The sequence below is a fragment of the Streptomyces sp. NPDC001858 genome, assembly GCF_053594615.1.
In genome coordinates this window covers 279,415-296,151 of the sequence record NZ_JBSFEV010000011.1, presented here as the reverse complement: position 1 = coordinate 296,151, position 16,737 = coordinate 279,415, and the positions used below count along the sequence as shown (strand labels likewise).

Here is a 16,737-nt window from a genome sequence, read left to right as displayed (position 1 = left end):
CGCCGGGAGCGGCACTGTCCTTGCGCGGCCCGGCTCGGGAAGGCGGCCCGGGCCGGTGTGACCTCAGCCGGTCGACCGGCCGGCGGTCCCGAGCACCGCGGTGGTCGCCCCCGCGGTCTCCCCGCCGTCCACCACCAGTTCCTGTCCCGTGATGAAGCGCGCGCCGTCGGAGGCGAGAAAGAAGAAGGCCTCCGCGATCTCCTCCGGGTCCGCGTGCCGTCCGCCCGGTATGCGCTCGTTGACCGCCGCGAGCATCTCGTCGCTGTACTCGGCCCGCTGCATGGGCGTCAGGACCGCGCCGGGGGTCACACAGGCCGTCCGCACCCAGGGGCTCAGTTCCAGCGCGAAGGTCTGGCACAAGGAGGCGACGGCGGCCTTGGTGGCGTTGTAGTCGGCGTAGAAGGGGTAGCCGCGCCTGCCGTTGACCGAGGCCGTCGCCAGCAGCACGCCCTGCCGCCGGCGCATCATGTAGTCGGCCGCCTGCCGCCACAGGCCGAGCACCCCGAAGAAGTTGACGTCCGCGATCCGCCGCGCGGTCGCCTCCGTCAGTTCGAGGACGCCGTGGCGGACGCTGATGCCCGCGTTGGCGACGACCACGTCGAGACCGCCCGTCTCGCCGTGCACCGCCGCCAGCGCCTCTCCGACGGCGGACCAGTCCGCGACGTCCACCTCGATCCACCGCACGGGGGATGCCGCGTCCGGCTTGCGGACGTCCAGGTTGACCACGTGGTCGCCCACGCGGGCGAACCGTTCGGCAGTGGCTCGGCCGATGCCGCTCGAGGCGCCGGAGACGATGACCGTTCGCATGACAGGAGCCTCCGGCTCGAATCGTGGTTCAGGGGGAGCGGGGGGGAGTGAGGACGTGCCCGGGTGCGCCGGGCCGTGACTGCCGCCGGTGCGGCGGACCCGGCACCGGCGGGTCAGAACAGGACCCGGTGACCTGCCGCGGCACGGTCGCCGAAACCGACGCGCAGGTTCCGGCTCACGGTCAGCTTCTTCAGCCACCGGTCGGTGCCGTCGTAGCGGACGCTGAACGGCCTGCGGCCGTGCACGGCGAGATGGTTGTCGACCACCAGCAGACTGCCCGGCCCGACGGGGATGTCCTGCTGCACCCGCTCGAGCTCGCCCATCAGCCTCTTCACCGCCTGCTCGGCCTCGGGATCGGCGCCGATGCAGCGGGTGAAGGGCAGGTCGATGCGCAGGTACGGATTCAGGCGGTGGCCGAAGAGGACCGCCACCGGCTCGGGCCGGGTCACCATCAGCCGGGCTTCGCGGAGCGCGGGGTGGTCCGGTGCGCGCTCCGCCAGCTGCCGGACGTGCTCGTCGTCGGGCAGGATGTGGAACCGGCGCTCGCCGAGGATCTCCCGGTCCCCGTCCTCGAGTTCGACGTCGCGCACCGACGAGACGATGGTCGGTACCCGGTCGTGGTTGCGCAGCCCCAGCAACAGCAGATAGTCGCACCGGCGCGGATGGAAACCGTCCTCGGTGTGGAACTCCAGAAGAGCCTCGCTGCCGTGGCCGCTCTGGCGCTGCTCGTCCCCCTGTATGGGGAGGATGTTCTGCACCAGGCGGCCGGACTGCAGAGTGGACCAGGTGAACGGCTCACCCAACACCATGCCGCACAGCGCCAGGAAGAGCTCCTGGTCCCTGGCCGCCACCTCGTCGGCCCGCTCCCAGTGCCCGGGCGTGGGGCCTATGGCGGCGTCGCTCACCGGCATCCCGTGGATCAGGGCCGCGGCCGCCGGCTCGGTGCGCCGGAAGTTGAGCAGGAAGTGCCGAAGCCCCATGGGCAGCTCCTCGGCCACCGTCCACCGGCGGTCGTAGAAGCCGGGTTCGCCGGGGTTGTCGCCCTGACTCCGCAGCTCTGCCAGCAGCCGGGCGAGTCCGGCGGTCTCGGTGTCGCCGAGCGTGTACTCGAGAGGAACGTCACGCACGTTCATGTCTCACCTCATTCCTCGTGGAATGCCGGCCTACTGGGATGCGGCACCCGCGGAGATGCCACGGCCGCGGGACGCGGACTCCCGCACGCTCTTGGGCCGCATGTCGGTCCACACCTCTTCGATCCGGTCGAGGCACCGCTGCTTCGGCCCCCGGGTGCCTTCGGCCCGCCATCCCGCCGGGAGGCTCAGAGCGGCCGGCCAGATCGAGTACTGCTCCTCGTCGTTGACCACGACGGCATAGTGTTCTTCGGTGTTGTCCGGCATGGCCGGTTCCTCCTTGGTGCGGCTGGGGGAGTAGGGATCCGCTGTGCGGGGCCTTGTGGTGTGCCTCTGCGTCACTGCGTCAACTGGCGGAGGATTTGTTCGGGGCTCATGGCCTCGATCTCCGCCTCGATCAGCTGCTCCAGCAGGCGCGCGGTCTGGGCGACGGTCGGCGCATCGAACACCAGGCGCAGGGGCACCGCGACGCCGAAGGCCTCTCGCATCCGGTTGGCCGCCCGGGTGACGAGCAGTGAGTGCCCGCCGGAGGCGAAGAAGTTGTCGTGGATTCCCAGGTTCGTGCCGAGCAGCTCCGACCAGATCTCGGCCACGGCCGACTCGGTCTCGTTGCGCGGCGCCACGTACTCGTGGTCCCGGGCGCGGTCGAAGTCCGGTTCCGGCAGCGCATGGCGGTTGAGCTTGCCGTTCGCCAGCCGGGGGAAGTCGTCGAGCGTGAAGATGGCGCTCGGCATGGCGCTGCCGAGGAGCCGGCCGGAGAGGAACGCCCTGACGTCGGCTGTGGAACCGCCGGCCGCGGAATCCAGGATCACGTACGCGACGAGGCGGGTGTCACCCGGGCGTACCTGCCAGGTGGCCGCCGCGGCGTCCAGCACCGCCGGATGCGCATGGAGCGCCGCCTCCACCTCGCCGAGTTCGATCCGGACGCCGCGGATCTTCACCTGGTGGTCGGCCCGGCCGAGGAACTCGATCGAGCCGTCCGGCCGGACCCTGCCCTGGTCGCCGGTCCGGTAGAGCCGGGCACCGGGCCGGAACGGATGGGGGATGAACCGCTCGGCGGTGCGGGCGGGGTTCCCGTGGTAACCGCGGGCGAGGCCGATCCCGCCGATGTGGATCTCGCCCGGGGTCCCCAGGGGCGCGGGCGCGTGGCGCGCGTCCAGGACGTACACCTCGTGGTTGTCCACCGGCAGGCCGATGGTCAGAGCGCCGGGACTGCTGTCCGGATCTTCGCTGGTGCACCTGTGGCTGGTGGAGTCCACGGAGGTCTCCGTCGTGCCCCAGTTGTTGTCGAGCAGCACCGTGCCGCCGAAACGAGAGAAGAAGCGGCGCACCGTCCCCGGAAGCAGCGCCTCCCCTCCCGAGACGACGCTGCGCAGCGCGTCCAGTCCGGCGAGGTCGCTGTCGGTCAGCTCTTCGAGGAACAGGTCCAGCGCGGTCGGGACGAACTGCAGCTGAACCGCGCGGAACCGCACTGCCGCGTCGATCACCGCCCGGGGATCCGCCCCGAGTCCGTTCCCCAGGACGGCCACCCGCCCGCCGAAGCACAGGGGCCACAGGGCCTCGGCGACCATCACGTCGAAGGTGGCGGTGCACCGGTGGAGCACCGTCTCGCCCGGCCTGAGGCCGTGCTGACGCTGCATCCACCGCACGTAGTTCACCCATCCCCGGTGGGTGCACGCCACGGCCTTGGGCGCCCCCGTCGACCCGGACGTGTAATAGAGAGCGCACAGGTTGTCCGGCGTCAGCCGGACGGCGGAATCATCAGCCGGCCCGTCCGCCGGGCCCAGCTCTTCGCCGAACGGGGCGACGAGCGGCGTGCCGCCGGCGGACGAGACGAGCTCCGCCAGGTCGGGACGGGTGAGAACGAACCGAGGCCGCGACTCGGAGACCACATGCTCGACCCGCTTCCGCGGCGCAGAGGGGTCGATCGGCAGATACGCGCCGTGTGACTTGAGGATTCCCAGCACGGCCACGAAGAGATCCGCCGACGGGCCGAACATGACGCCGACCGGGACCTCCGGCCCGACACCGTGTCTCCTGAGGACGTCCGCAAGCGCGCCGGCCCGCGCGTCGAGCTCCGCGTACGTCAGTTCTCCGGACTCGTCGACCACGGCCGCCGCGTGCGGGGTGCGCGCGGCCTGTGCCTCGAACAGCTCGTGCAGGCACGACTCACCGGACGCCAGGACCGCCCCCGTACCCGCGGCGAGCGCCTCCCGCCGCTCCTCCTCGTCCGGTGGCACCAGCGCCGACAGCCGGGTCTGCGGATGGTCCGCGGCCTGGATCAGCAGTGCGCGCAGCTGACGCGCCAGCCGTGCGGTGGTGGCCTCCTCGTACAGGGCGGTGTCCCAGGTGAGTTCCACCGTCAGGCTCTCTTCGACCTGCTGGAACGACACGCTCAGGTCGTACTTGGAGCCGACGCAGCGCTCCGGGAGCTCGGTGACGGACAGGCCGGGCAGAACCGGGGCCCGGTGCCGCCGCACGTTGTGGTCGACGAGGATCTGGAACAGCGGAGTCCGTGACGGGTCCCGGTCGCCGCCGAGTTCGCGTACCACCTCGCCGAACGGAACGGCGCGGGCGTCGTATGCGTCGAGCGTCACCTCGCGAACCCGTTCCACCAACTCGTTGAACGCCGGATCACCGCTGACGTCGCCGCGCAGCACCAGCATGTCGACGAACGGGCCCACGGCCGCGACGAGGGCCGGATCGTCCCGTGTGGAGCAGGTGGAGCCGACCGTGACGTCGGTACGGCCCGACCACCGGGAGAGCAGTGCCTGGGCGGCCGCGACGAGCACCATGCGCAGGCTGGCGCCGCTGCGCCGCGCCAGCAGCGAGAGCCGGTCGGTCGTCTGCTGCGGCAACGCGAACTCACGGCGGGCCCCGGCGCCGGCCCGGCGTGCCGGGCGCGGGCGATCCGGGGGCAGCTCGAAGGGAGTCAGCCCGGCCAGTGACTCCCGCCAGAAGCACAGCGCCTCTGCGGTGTCCGCGGGGTCGGCGGTCGCGGCGTCCCCGGCGCGTTCCGGAGCGCCGTACGGGTCCGGGCGCGGTTCACCGGCTGTGTCCGGCCGTCCGGCGCCCGCGGCGTACGCCACCTCCAGCTCGCGGTACAGGACGTCCCGCGAGCCTCCGTCGAAGACCATGTGGTGGACGGTGAGACACAACAGGTGCTCGGACGGCGCCGTCCGCAGCAGCCGGGCCCGGATCGGAAGGCCCTCGGCGACGTCCAGCGGCGTGCGGGACTCCGCGAGCAGCGCCCGCTCGACCTCCTCGTCGTCCGCCCCGGTCAGATCGTCGACGACGAGGGCGAACTCGTCGGCCGGACGCACCACGCCGACGGGCCGGCCGTCCTGCGCCCGCACAGCGGTCCGCAGGATCTCGTGCCGGTGCACGAAGGAACGCAGCGCGTTCGCGAGCGCGCCCACGTCGAGGTCGCCGGTGATCCGCAACTGCAGCGGGATGAGATATCCGCTGCCGTGGGGATTGAGCTGATCGGCCAGCCACAGCTGTTCTTGCGCGCAGGTGAGTCGGGAACCGGCTGCCTGTGCGGCGGAATCCGCCGGTCCACCGACGTGGCCGGCGGACGAGAGCTCGTGGGAACGCATGGACACCCCTTCGGTCGGCGAGGCCATGGTGTCCGCCGCCCCTTTCGGCCTCGTGCCGCCGCCCTGTCGGGCTGCTGCCGCCGCGCTGCTTCCACCGCGGCCCGCCCGGCAGGACGGCGACAGCGTGACGACAGCGCGCCTCCGTAGCGTCGACGGGCAGCGGCCGGCCGTGGGCACGGCCGCAGGCTCCGCCGGGAGGAACCCGGCGGCAGGCGACCCGAAACGATGAGGAACGAGGTCCTTCGCCATGGAGGAAGCGGCAACCGTGACGCAGGCGCCTGCCGGGCCGCCCGGCACCGCGCAGGACGAGATCCTGCGCGGTGTCGTCGAGGCACTCGAAGAGGTGCTCGGCGCCCCGGGAGGCGTCGACGCGCAGGACGACTTCTTCGAACTGGGCGGGAACTCCCTGCTCGCCGCCCAGACGGTGGCCCTGTTGCGCCGCAGGTTCGCGGTCAAGGTGACGGTCCGCGAGCTCTTCGACTCCCGCACTGCCGGCCGGCTCGCCACGCTCATCGGGCCGCGCGTGACCGCCCAGGTCTCCTGATCCCGGAGGAAGCCATGACCTATGACCCGATACCGCTGCTGTGTCTTCCGCACGCCGGAGCCGGATCGAGCTTCTTCTGGCCCTGGCGCAGGACGGCGCCCGACGCCCTGCGACTCGTTCCCCTGCAACTCGCAGGCCGAGAGGACCGGGTGGAGGAGGAGCCCTGGACCGACGTGTACGAGGCGGTCGACGGCCTGCTCGCCGACGCGCTGAGCGCGATCCACCACGCCCCGGCCGTCGCGATCTTCGGGCACAGCCTCGGCGCGGTGCTGGCCTACGAACTCGCCCGCGCCCTGTCGCAGCGATGCGGGATCCAGGTCGCCGAGCTGTTCGTCAGCGGGTCGCCGGCCCCCTCGGCAGGCCGGACCCGCCGGGCGACGGGCATCGGCGACGACGAGTTCCTGGCCAGGATCGAGGAGTTCGCCGGGACGCGTCATCCGGCCCTGGACATCCCCGAACTGCGCGAGCTGGTGCTCCCGGCGCTGCGCGCCGACGTGGCCATGCACGAGAACTACCGTCCGCGGTCCACCACCCCGCTCGCGGCGCCGATCACGTGCCTGCGCGGAGACTCCGACGACCTCGTCGCGCAGGCCGACGCGCTCGCCTGGCACGCGGTGGCCGGCGGCGGTTTCCGCTACCGGGAACTCCCCGGCGGCCACATGTACCTGACCGACTCGGCGACCCAGGTCGTCGACCTGGTCTCCGACATCCTCGGCATCGACGCGCTCCCACTGGCCTGAGGGCCTGCACAGACATCCGACGACGAGGGGCCGAACCATGCGACTCGAGAACAAGGTGGCGCTCGTGACCGGCGCGGCGCGCGGTATCGGCCGTTCCTGCTCGGTCCGCTTCGCCGAGGAGGGCGCCGATCTGATCCTGCTGGACGTGTGCGACGACCTGCCGGGGGTCGCCTATCCGCTCGGCACCGCCCGCCAGTTGGAGCACACCGCCGACCTGTGCCGGCGCAACGGCGCCTCGATCCTCACCGTCCGGTGCGACGTACGGGACCCCGCCTCGGCCGGCGCCGCCGTCCGCGACGCGCTGCGCCGCTACGGGCGCATCGACGTACTGGTCAACAACGCGGGGATCGCCGCGCCCTCCGGCAAGCCGATCCACGAGATCACGGAGGGCGAGTGGTCCCTCATGCTCGACGTCGATCTCTCCGGCGCCTGGCGCATGATCCGCGAAGTGGTACCGCACATGGTGCGCGCGCGGCAGGGCAGCGTCATCAACATCGCCTCCACCGCGGGCCTCGTGGGGTACCGCCACTTCGCCGGCTACGTCGCGGCGAAGCACGGGCTCGTCGGACTCACCAAGGCCGCCGCCCTCGACTACGCGCCGATGAAGGTGCGGGTCAACGCCCTTTGTCCCGGGTCGGTTCGGGACGACCCCACGGTCGAGTCCCGGATGCTGTCCGAGATCGCCCGGTCCCTGGACGTCGCGATCGACGAGCATGAACACACGTTCGTGCAGGCGCAGCCCATGAACGCCCTCATCGAACCGCACGACATCGCCGCCACCGCCGTCTGGCTCGCCAGTGACGACTCCCGACAGGTCACCGGCAGCGTCGTCACGGTGGACGGCGGCTTCACCGCCCGCTGACCCCGCCCCCATCCCCCGACGATCCCACGCGGCGTCAGTGGAGCCGTAGAGGAGCCTGCCGATGCTCTTGCATTCAGCCGATGCGACCACGGGGAGCGAATCCGCCTCGCCTCCCCGCGGAACCTGCCGCCGATCACCTTTCGGCGCCACGACGGAACACTCGCTCGTTCTGCGCGTGACCGGCGCAGCGGCCGTCGACGCCGCGCGTGCGGCCTTCGCCCGAGCCTGCGGCCCGGCCCAGGAGTCCGCAACGGCCGGTCTGTGGGTCGAGGACCTGCCGTTCGCCTCGACGGACGCCCGGGCGCTGCGGCTGCGTGAACGCGAGGCCCTGCGCGGTGCGTACGGCGACCGGCCTCGACTGCGCGCCGTTCTCCTCACGTACGCCGACGACACCGCCGACCTCGTGGCCGTCGCCCACCACGGCCTGCTCGACCGTCCGGCGCTCCGGCGTCTGGTGCACGCGCTCGCCGGGCAGCTCGCCGAGGACAGCGCGGTCATGGCGGTGCTCCGGCAGCCGGCGACGGACTGGGGTCCGGCGTCCCCGCAGCCGCGGCCGCAGCCGCCGGACTGGGCGATGCCCGGGGACGGCGGCCCGGCGGCCGGCGCACCGCCGCAGGCCGAGCCGTCACGGGCTGCGCCGCAACCTGGTGACCCGGCCGTCGTGACCGCCGCCGCGGCGCTGGTCCTGTCGCGCCATGCAGGCGCCGCGACCGTGCGGCTGGCCGTGCCCTCCCGCCCCGGCCCGGATGCCGCGACCGGCGGTGTGCTCACCGTACGGGTCGACGAGCGGCTCACCGCCGCCGAGTTCGTCGAGCAAGTGCGGCAGGAATTCCGGCGGGCCGCGGAGCAGGACGACGCACCGACTCCGGCGGTCGGCCTGGTGCTGACCGAGCCGCAGCCCGACGAGCGGTACCACCCGTTCCTGGCCCCGCCGTTCCCCCTCACCCTGGTCTGGGAGTGTTCCGGCGAGGAGGTCGCGCCGGCCGGCGCCGCCGTCGCCGACCCGAGGATCGTGGACCCCGGACATGCCGTCCGCTTCCAGGAATGCGTCTGCCACGTCGTCAGCAGCCTGCACCGCGCCGACCCGCACCTGACCCTTGCGGACATCGCCCTGGTGGACCCCCTCCAGGCATCCGCGCTGCGGGACCTCGGGCGCACCGAGGCCCCGCACCGTGATGCCGTGCCCGTGCCCACCCTCCACGAAGCCGTACACCGGTTGGCGTGCTCGCAACCGCACCGCGTCGCCGTTTCCGGCGCGGACGGCACGCTCACCTACGGCGAACTCGACGCCCGTGCCACGTCGTGGGCGCACGCCCTGCGGGAGCGCGGCGCCGTCCACGGCGGCTTCGTCGGGGTGTGCATGGAGCGCGGCACCGACCTCGTGGTCGCCCTGCTGGCCGTCCTCAAGACCGGAGCCGCCTACGTCCCGCTCGACGTGCACCATCCGGGCGAACGGCTCCGCTGCACGACCGAGGACGCGGGACTCCCGCTGGTGGTCACCACCCTCCCCGAGTTCCCGGCGCCCGACGGGTCGTCGGTGGTACGCCCCGCGGAGCTGGACGCCTCCGCTGCCGCAGCCGGGCCGCTGCCCGAGACCACGGCGGACGACCCCGCCTACGTCATCTACACCTCCGGCACCACCGGCCGGCCCAAGGGCGTGGTGGTGCCCCACCGCAACGTACTCGCGCTGCTCAACGCGACCCGCCCGACGATGGGGTTCGGACCCGACGACGTGTGGACGCTCTTCCATTCCACCGCCTTCGACTTCTCGGTCTGGGAGATCTGGGGGTGCCTGCTGACCGGTGGCCGCCTGGTCGTCGTCCCCTACCTGACCACCCGGTCACCCGCCGACTTCCACGAACTCCTGGTCCGGGAACAGGTGACCGTCCTGAACCAGACGCCGTCCGCGTTCAGCGGCCTGCTCGACGCCGACGGACGGCAGGAGCTGGCGGTCCGCCTGGTCGTCTTCGGCGGTGAGGCACTCGACCCGAGGATGCTGAGGCCCTGGTTCCGGCGGTACCCCACGACGGTGTGCCGGGTGGTCAACATGTACGGCATCACCGAGACCACGGTGCACGTCACCGCCCACGAGGTCACACCGGTCGAGGCGCAGACGGGCTCCGCCCGGGTCGGCCGCGCGCTCCCCGGATGGTCCGTGTCGGTCCGGGACGAGCGGGGGCGTCTGGTGCCCGTCGGCGCGATCGGTGAGATCTACGTCGGGGGCGCAGGAGTCGCCCGCGAGTACCTGGGCCGCGAACAGCTCACCGCCGAGCGCTTCCCCGTCGACCCCGCCACCGGGGAACGCCTCTACCGCAGCGGCGACCGGGGACGGATGCGCCCGGACGGCTCCCTCGATCATCTGGGCCGGCTCGACGACCAGGTGAAACTGCGGGGATTCCGCATCGAACCGGGCGAGGTCAGATCCGTGCTGATGGCCGACCCGGCGGTCCGCGAGGCGGCCGTCGTCCTGGACGAACACGAGGACCCCGCCTACACCAGGCTCGTGGGCTATGTCGTACTCCGCGACGGGTCGGCGGCGGAGGTGCGGCGCAGGGTCGGCTCCGTTCTGCCGGAGCACATGGTCCCGTCGGTGCTCGTGGAACTGGCGCGGCTGCCGCTCACCGTGAACGGCAAGCTGGACCGGACGCGACTGCCCGTTCCGGAGCGGACCGCTGCGGCCGGCCCGGCCGACTGCGGCCGGTCCCGGGAAGGTGCCCCGGACCGGGCCGGGACCGCCGACGCCGCCGGGACCGCGGGCTCCGTGCTCGCCGCCTGGCGGGCGGCCCTCGCCGACGACGCCGTCGGCCCTGACGACGACTTCTTCGAGGCGGGCGGCAACTCGCTGATCGCCGTGCGCCTGCTCACGGCCCTGCGGGAGAAGGGCCTGCCCTCCCTGTCCCCGAGAGACCTCTACGTCCACCGAACGGCGGCCAGGCTGGCCGCCCTCGCCGACACCCGCGGGACGCGCTCATGACCACGACAGCCATCGCGGCCACCGGGCCGCGCGACCACCCGGACACTTCCGCGTCGGAACCGGTGCGGCTCGGTGCCAGCCGGTGGTGGCTGCATCGCGAGTTCGGCCTGCGCGGCGCGGGCTTCCCGCTCGCCGAGATCGCCAGGCTGTCCGCTCCCGAACTCGCCGGGCCCGCGGGGCTGGACCTGTCTCCCGAGGAGTTCGCGGCCCATTACGCCGCCGCCTCGGACCGGCTGGTCCACGAGGTGCGCGACCTCGCCGCCGACGCGCGCCTGCGGGAGGCGGTCGCCTGGCAGAACGTCGACGTCCTCCACAACTGTCTCGACAAGCTCGCCCGGGGCCGCGGGCTGCCCGGCTCGGTACGCCGCCGCACCGAGGCGACGCTGGCCCGGTACCTCCAGCGCTACACCGTCAAGAACGACACCATCGGCTTCTTCGGACCGGTGTGCTGGGCGCACGCCGACCCGCGGCAACAGGGACTGACGGTACGTCACGGCCCGTCGCTGCTGGCGAAGCGCTCGGTCTACTTCGAGGCGTGGGCGATCGACGCGGTCGCCGCCGCGATGTCGGCGGACCCCGAGGTCTTTCCGTGGCTGCGGCCCCGGCTGTCCGAGGAGTGGTCCCGCCACGGCCTGACCGCCCACGGCCCGCGGGGCGAGCGAGTCTCCCTGGACGAGCGGGACGCCGCGGTCATCGACGGCTGCGACGGGGAGCGGACGGTCCGCGACCTCGCTGCGGGGTTCGGCGGCCCCGTCGTCGCCGGCAGGCTCCGTGCCCTGGCGGACCGCGGCCTGATCGTGCTGTCGCTGACCGGACCGGTCGAGGCGCACCCGGAGCGGACCCTGCGCGACAGACTGCTCGCCATCGGCGACCGGGAACTGCGGACCCGTCTGACAGCGGACCTCGACGCCCTCGTCGACGGACGCGACCGGATCGCCGGCGCCGCGGGGGACGCGGACCGGCTCGCGGATGCCCTGAGGGAGCTGGGCGGGGCCTTCGAACGGGTGACCGGGGTGAGCGCGGCGCGGCGCCCGGGAGCGATGTACGCGGGGCGGACGCTCGTCTACGAGGACACCGTCCGCGACACGTCCCTCACGCTCGGGGGCGATGTCCTGGACGCGGTGGCCGGCCCGCTGGCCCTGGTGCTGGACAGCGCCGACTGGCTCGCCGGCCGGGCCGCGCAACTCTATGCGGAGCGGCTCCTGGAACTGCACGAGCGACTGCGCCGGCGCAAGGGCACGGACGAGATCCCGCTCGCCCTGCTCGTCGGCGCGGCCACACCGGACCTGGCCTACACCCCGCGCACGCCGCCGCCACTGGTCCGCCGGCTGGTGACGGAGTTCCGCGCACGCTGGGCCCGGGTGCTGGCGCTGCCCACCGGCGCGACGACGTACTCCGTCACCGCGGAGGAACTGCAATCACGCGTCAAGGAGGAGTTCCCCCCGCTCCCGCTCGGCTGGTCCGCCGCCCGCCACCATGCGCCGGATCTCATGATCGCCGCGGACAGCCCCGAGGCGGTGGCACGCGGGGACTTCTTCCTCGTGCTGGGCGAGATGCACGTCGCCATGAACACCCTCGAGGCCCGGTTCTTCGTGCGCCAGCACCCGGATCCCGCCCGGCTGCTCGCCGCGGCGGAGACCGACCACGCGGGCAGGCGCGTCGTCGCCGTCCCCGCCCGGGCTTCCGACAACGTGACCTCGCGCACCTACCCGCCCGCGCTGCTGTCCCCGGACTACACCTACTGGACCATGTACCCCGGGTCCACCGGGGCGCCTGGTCCGATCGCACCGGCCGCCGACCTCCTGGTCCGGCGTGAAGGCGAACAACTCGTGGTGCGCGACCGCAGGACCGGCGACCGGCACGACCTGCTGGAGGTGCTCGGCGAGTACCTGTCGGCCGTGGTCGTAGGCGCCTTCAGCGTCGCCGCGGCGGATCCGCACCGCCCGAGGATCTCCGTCGGACGGCTCGTCCTGGCCCGGCAAGCCTGGGCCTTCCCCGCCGACGGCATCGAATGGCCCGGTACGAAGGACGAGGCGGCGCGCTTCCGGGCCGCGTGGCGGTGGGCACGTCACCGCGAACTGCCGCAGCGGGTCTTCCTCCAGGTGCCCGGCGAGGACAAACCCCTCTTCGTGGACTTCACCAGTCCCGCTCTGGTGACGATGGCGGCGATCGCGCTGCGCAGATGCGCGACCGAGGACCCACAGGCCACGGTGACGGTCAGCGAGATGCTCCCCGACATCGGGCAGTGCTGGCTGCGGGACTTGACGGGGACGGTGTACACCTCCGAGCTCCGCCTCCTGTTCACCGACCCGGAACGCAACCGCGAGCAGTCGGCGGGCGGAGCCGCGCAGACCGGAGAACCGTCATGACGCCGGCGCGCGGCTCGGGGCAGGACCGGCCGGAGCCGGTCACCGCGGGCCAGGCAGCGATGTTCCTGGCCTCCCAGAAGGACCTCACCGGGACCTCGTTCACCACGGAATTCACCGCAAGCGTCGAGGGTCCGCTGGACCGGGCACGGATCACGGCGGCCGCCCGCGCGCTGACGGCGGCCACCCCGTCGCTGCGCTTGCGGATGACGATCGACGAATGGACCGGCCACGTCGTCCAGTCCTTCTCCGACGAGCCGCCGGAGATCGACTGGCACACCGCTGCCGAAGAGGACGTTCCCGCGCTCCTGGCGGACGCCCTGCGGCAACCCGTCGAGACCGACGACGGTCCACTGGTACGCCTGGTCTCGGCGAAGCACGGCGCCGCCGGCCACAGCGTCGCGCTGATCATCCATCACCTTGCCATGGACGGGCTGAGCCAGATCCCGCTGCTGCACCGGCTGGGCCTCGCCCTGGCCGGCCGGCCGCGGCACGAACCCGAAGAGCGGTACCGCCAGGCGGTCCGGTGGATCAGGAAGGCCGAGGAGGAGGCCGGCCGTGCCGACCGCGACCACTGGCGCGAACGAGTTCCGTCCGACCTGGTCCTCCCCGAATGGGATGCCCCGGAGTGCCGAGGGGCGGACCGGAACGCCGCCGTCCCCGCCCGGCAGGGGGCACAGCGCGGCATGGTGCCCGCATCCTCGGTTCGCCGGCTGACCTCCACCGCGGCTCGGACGGGCGTGCGGATGTCCCACCTGCTGACAGCCGCGGTCCAGCATGCGACACCGGTGCGGCCGGGTGGCCCGATGGCCGTGTGCAACGCGGTTTCGGTCCGGCCGAGGAGCGGCGAACTCGCCGATGTGATCGGGTGCTTCATCAACGAGGTGCCCCTGATGGGCCAGGTGCGGCCCGGCAGCTCGATCCTCGACACCGCGCGTGCGCACGGCCACCGTTGGCGCGAAGACCTCCGCAGGCGCAGCTTCCCCTTCGCCGAACTCGCCACCCGCGTGACGCGGTCGAGCCGCGGCGACACCGCCGAGCTGGACAGCATCGTGGTCAGCTACCGGCAACTCCCCCGCACGATCGACTGGAAGGAGGGCGACCTCCGCTTCTCCTCCTCCCTCTACCAGCGCTATCCGGCGGCCAAGACGGAGATCGCCGTGCGGTTCTTCCACGACGGCGACTCACTGGAATACGAGGTCCAGTGGGGACGCAATCTTCCCGAAGGCGTCGGTGAGCACTTCAGCGTCCGCCTGGGGGCCGTTCTCCGCGGCGTCTAGTCGGTACGGGAGGCGGTACGGGAGGCGGTGCGAACGGTGCGGATCCGGGAGCCGGCGCGCCCCCGCACCATCGCATCCGGTTGCGGCCGGTCGTCCGACGGGACGGCCGGCCGCCGCCGTTGACCCCTTTGACCAGCACGTTCCATGGAGCTGAGATCCCGGATAGATCAGCGGCCATCACGGAGTGATCGGCCGTCCAATGCGCCCTGCGACTGTGTTGTTCCACCACCGGTCGACGGAAAGGGAAACACGATGTCGGACAGGACGACGCCCACCCGCAACGCCTGGATCGCCCGGGCCGGCGCGATTCTCGCAGCAGGACTCTTCGCCCTCGGCGCCGCCTTCACCGCCCACGCCACGGAACACCAGGGAACCCCGGCCCTGGCCGATGGCGGTGCGCCCATTACGACGGACTGGAACAGCACCGGTTCCTGACGGTGGGCATCCCCTCCGAACGCAGTGCGGACCCCGTCCGATAGAGGATCGGTTTGCCAGGAGAGTCGAATGCCCACGGAACGCGGAACGGCCTCGGACGAGGAGGCCGTTCTCTTCGAGATACTGGGATCGGTCGGTGTGATCCAGGGCGATGAGCGACATCCCCTGACGTCCAGTCGGCAACGCGTGGTCCTCGCGGCCCTGGTGCTGTCGGTCAACCGGACCGTTTCGCACGACACCCTGATCGAGGCTGTCTGGTCGGAGCGGGCACCGCGAACCGCCCGCAACCAGGTCCAGACCTGCGTGTCGGCTCTCCGGCGGCTGCTCCGCACACTGGGTGGCGCAGCCGCCATCGACACCGTTCCCGGGGGATACCTGCTGCGGGCCGCGCCGCAGCTGGTCGACCTGCACGCCTTCCGGCGCCGGTCGGCGCTGGCGGCCGCCCTGGCCGGCGAAGGCCGTCACGAAGCAGCGATCTTCATGGTGCGCGAGGCGATCGACTACTGGCGGGGGCCGGCCTGCGCGGACGTCGACAGCGAGGTGATCCAAGCCAGGGTGGTGCACCTGGAGGAGGAACTCCTGGCTGCCCTGGAGAACCACACCGAGTGGTTGCTGACCCTCGGCCGGTACGGTGAAGCCATCGGTGAGCTCACCCGGCAAGTGGCTCGGCATCCGCTGCGCGAAGGACCGCGACGCCAGTTGATCCAGGCGCTGTACTGCTGCGGGCGGACGGCGGAAGCACTGGAGGTCTACCGGGACGGCCGCCGGGAGTTCATCGACCAACTGGGGCTGGAACCCGGCGACGAACTGCGGCGGCTGGAGTCCCGGATCCTGTCCCGCGACCCCCTGCTGCGGCCGTCGGGCCACCGAACTCCCGCCCAACCGGTGGTTGTGCCCCGGCAACTGCCCAACTCCCTGGGTGACTTCACCGGAAGGCAGCGGGTCCTGACGGACGTCGCCGGGGGACTCGCGGGTCATGCGGGCACCGGGGGCCGAGTGCCGATGGCGGTGCTCACCGGAGCGTCCGGAGTGGGCAAGACCGTGACAGCCGTGCATGCGGCGCACGGCCTGGCAGCGGATCTCTTCCCGGACGGACAGCTGTATGCGGATCTCGGCGGCAGCGGCGACCCCGTCGCACCGGAGCACGTGCTGAGGCGCTGCCTTCGCGCGCTGGGAGTCCCCGCTCCCGGCATTCCCGAGGCCGTCGACGAGCGTGCCGAGCTCTACCGGAGTCTGCTGGCCGGCCGACGGATCCTGCTGGTGCTCGACGACGTCGCCACACAGGCCCAGGTGCGGCCCCTGCTGCCGGGTACCTCGCTGTGCGCGGTGCTGATGACCTCACGGTCGCGGGTGGTCACCCCACCGGGTGCGAAACTCGTGGAACTCGGGATGTTCGACGAGGCCGAGGCCGTGCAACTGCTCGGCGTGATCATCGGTGCGCATCGGGTCGAGGCCGAACCGGCGGCCGCGCGCAGGATCGTGGAACTCACCGGCGGGCTTCCGCTGGCGATCAGGATCGTCGGCGCCCGAATGGCGACCCGTCCGCACTGGTCGCTGCGGACCATGGTGGCACGGCTGGCCGATCCCAGGCAGCGGCTCGATGAACTGGTGCACGGCGAACTCGGCGTCCGTGACGGCATAGGGGCCGCATTCCGGTCGCTGCCGGCGGCCCACCGCGCGCTCCTGTTCGTACTGTCCCGGAACACCCGGAACACCGCCGTTCCGTTCCCGGCCAGGACGGCGGCGACCGCGCTGAACCTCGACAGGGGCGTGGCGGCCGAGATACTCGAGGACCTCGCGGACGTTCATCTCGTGGAGAGCCTGAGCGGGAGCGGCGGCGCACAGGGCACTTACCGCATACCTGTACTCGTTGCCGTCCACGCCTATGAGATCGCCGCTGCCACCGGAATGCGGAGCAGGATCGCCGGCCCGGAGGACCTTCGAAGGCGATTCGCGGTGGCCATCGAGTGGCCTCCGGACGTCCATTGACCCCTTCGTGG

At 72.3% G+C, this 16,737-nt stretch carries 12 protein-coding genes; 8 read left to right on the top strand and 4 right to left on the bottom strand.

The window, feature by feature from the left end:
* Positions 1 to 63 precede the first annotated feature (63 nt).
* The 4 genes from ACWCPF_RS19245 to ACWCPF_RS19230 all read right to left on the bottom strand — a co-directional run bounded on the left by ACWCPF_RS19245 (position 64) and on the right by ACWCPF_RS19230 (position 5,536).
* On the bottom strand, positions 64 to 807 hold the full coding sequence (locus ACWCPF_RS19245; protein ID WP_451046225.1) for an SDR family NAD(P)-dependent oxidoreductase: 744 nt from the start codon (positions 805 to 807) through the stop codon (positions 64 to 66).
* A 113-nt stretch (positions 808 to 920) separates the two neighbouring features.
* A complete protein-coding gene (gene gntD / locus ACWCPF_RS19240; RefSeq protein ID WP_451046224.1) occupies positions 921 to 1,940 on the bottom strand; it encodes a guanitoxin biosynthesis L-enduracididine beta-hydroxylase GntD in 1,020 nt (339 codons plus the stop codon).
* Positions 1,941 to 1,970: 30 nt separating this feature from the next.
* Complete coding sequence (locus ACWCPF_RS19235; protein WP_451046223.1) at positions 1,971 to 2,204, bottom strand: MbtH family protein; 234 nt, start codon at positions 2,202 to 2,204, stop codon at positions 1,971 to 1,973.
* A gap of 71 nt (positions 2,205 to 2,275) precedes the next feature.
* Positions 2,276 to 5,536: a non-ribosomal peptide synthetase gene (locus ACWCPF_RS19230; RefSeq protein WP_451046222.1), complete on the bottom strand. Its 3,261-nt coding sequence runs from the start codon at positions 5,534 to 5,536 to the stop codon at positions 2,276 to 2,278.
* Positions 5,537 to 5,801: 265 nt separating this feature from the next.
* On the opposite strand from ACWCPF_RS19230, the gene ACWCPF_RS19225 reads away from it, so the two are divergent.
* From ACWCPF_RS19225 to ACWCPF_RS19190, 8 genes are all read left to right on the top strand, one after another.
* Entirely contained in the window at positions 5,802 to 6,080 is a 279-nt protein-coding gene (locus tag ACWCPF_RS19225; protein WP_451046221.1) for an acyl carrier protein, read from the top strand.
* Between the two features lie 14 nt (positions 6,081 to 6,094).
* Positions 6,095 to 6,820: a thioesterase II family protein gene (locus tag ACWCPF_RS19220; RefSeq protein WP_451046220.1), complete on the top strand. Its 726-nt coding sequence runs from the start codon at positions 6,095 to 6,097 to the stop codon at positions 6,818 to 6,820.
* 37 nt (positions 6,821 to 6,857) lie between these two features.
* Positions 6,858 to 7,682, top strand: a complete 825-nt coding sequence (locus tag ACWCPF_RS19215; RefSeq protein ID WP_451046219.1) for an SDR family oxidoreductase — start codon at positions 6,858 to 6,860, stop codon at positions 7,680 to 7,682.
* Between the two features lie 175 nt (positions 7,683 to 7,857).
* Complete coding sequence (locus tag ACWCPF_RS19210) at positions 7,858 to 10,656, top strand: amino acid adenylation domain-containing protein (RefSeq protein ID WP_451046218.1); 2,799 nt, start codon at positions 7,858 to 7,860, stop codon at positions 10,654 to 10,656.
* Positions 10,653 to 13,025 carry a lantibiotic dehydratase gene (locus tag ACWCPF_RS19205; protein WP_451046217.1) on the top strand — a complete coding sequence of 791 codons (2,373 nt, stop codon included), beginning with the start codon at positions 10,653 to 10,655 and terminating at the stop codon, positions 13,023 to 13,025. Before ACWCPF_RS19210 ends, ACWCPF_RS19205 begins: the two co-directional genes overlap by 4 nt.
* Positions 13,022 to 14,302, top strand: coding sequence for a condensation domain-containing protein (locus tag ACWCPF_RS19200; protein WP_451046216.1), 1,281 nt, complete (start codon positions 13,022 to 13,024; stop codon positions 14,300 to 14,302). Before ACWCPF_RS19205 ends, ACWCPF_RS19200 begins: the two co-directional genes overlap by 4 nt.
* A 252-nt stretch (positions 14,303 to 14,554) precedes the next feature.
* Positions 14,555 to 14,737 carry a hypothetical protein gene (locus ACWCPF_RS19195; protein ID WP_451046215.1) on the top strand — a complete coding sequence of 61 codons (183 nt, stop codon included), beginning with the start codon at positions 14,555 to 14,557 and terminating at the stop codon, positions 14,735 to 14,737.
* 69 nt (positions 14,738 to 14,806) lie between these two features.
* Positions 14,807 to 16,726, top strand: coding sequence for a BTAD domain-containing putative transcriptional regulator (locus tag ACWCPF_RS19190; RefSeq protein ID WP_451046214.1), 1,920 nt, complete (start codon positions 14,807 to 14,809; stop codon positions 16,724 to 16,726).
* Positions 16,727 to 16,737 lie beyond the last annotated feature (11 nt).

Bases quoted from the DNA above. Each gene is read 5' to 3' on its own strand.
- ACWCPF_RS19195 (WP_451046215.1), top strand. From the start codon at position 14,555: ATGTCGGACAGGACGACGCCCACCCGCAACGCCTGGATCGCCCGGGCC.
- ACWCPF_RS19205 (WP_451046217.1), top strand. From the start codon at position 10,653: ATGACCACGACAGCCATCGCGGCCACCGGGCCGCGCGACCACCCGGAC.
- ACWCPF_RS19200 (WP_451046216.1), top strand. From the start codon at position 13,022: ATGACGCCGGCGCGCGGCTCGGGGCAGGACCGGCCGGAGCCGGTCACC.
- gntD (WP_451046224.1), bottom strand. From the start codon at position 1,940: ATGAACGTGCGTGACGTTCCTCTCGAGTACACGCTCGGCGACACCGAG.
- ACWCPF_RS19190 (WP_451046214.1), top strand. From the start codon at position 14,807: ATGCCCACGGAACGCGGAACGGCCTCGGACGAGGAGGCCGTTCTCTTC.
- ACWCPF_RS19220 (WP_451046220.1), top strand. From the start codon at position 6,095: ATGACCTATGACCCGATACCGCTGCTGTGTCTTCCGCACGCCGGAGCC.
- ACWCPF_RS19235 (WP_451046223.1), bottom strand. From the start codon at position 2,204: ATGCCGGACAACACCGAAGAACACTATGCCGTCGTGGTCAACGACGAG.
- ACWCPF_RS19215 (WP_451046219.1), top strand. From the start codon at position 6,858: ATGCGACTCGAGAACAAGGTGGCGCTCGTGACCGGCGCGGCGCGCGGT.
- ACWCPF_RS19245 (WP_451046225.1), bottom strand. From the start codon at position 807: ATGCGAACGGTCATCGTCTCCGGCGCCTCGAGCGGCATCGGCCGAGCC.
- ACWCPF_RS19230 (WP_451046222.1), bottom strand. From the start codon at position 5,536: ATGCGTTCCCACGAGCTCTCGTCCGCCGGCCACGTCGGTGGACCGGCG.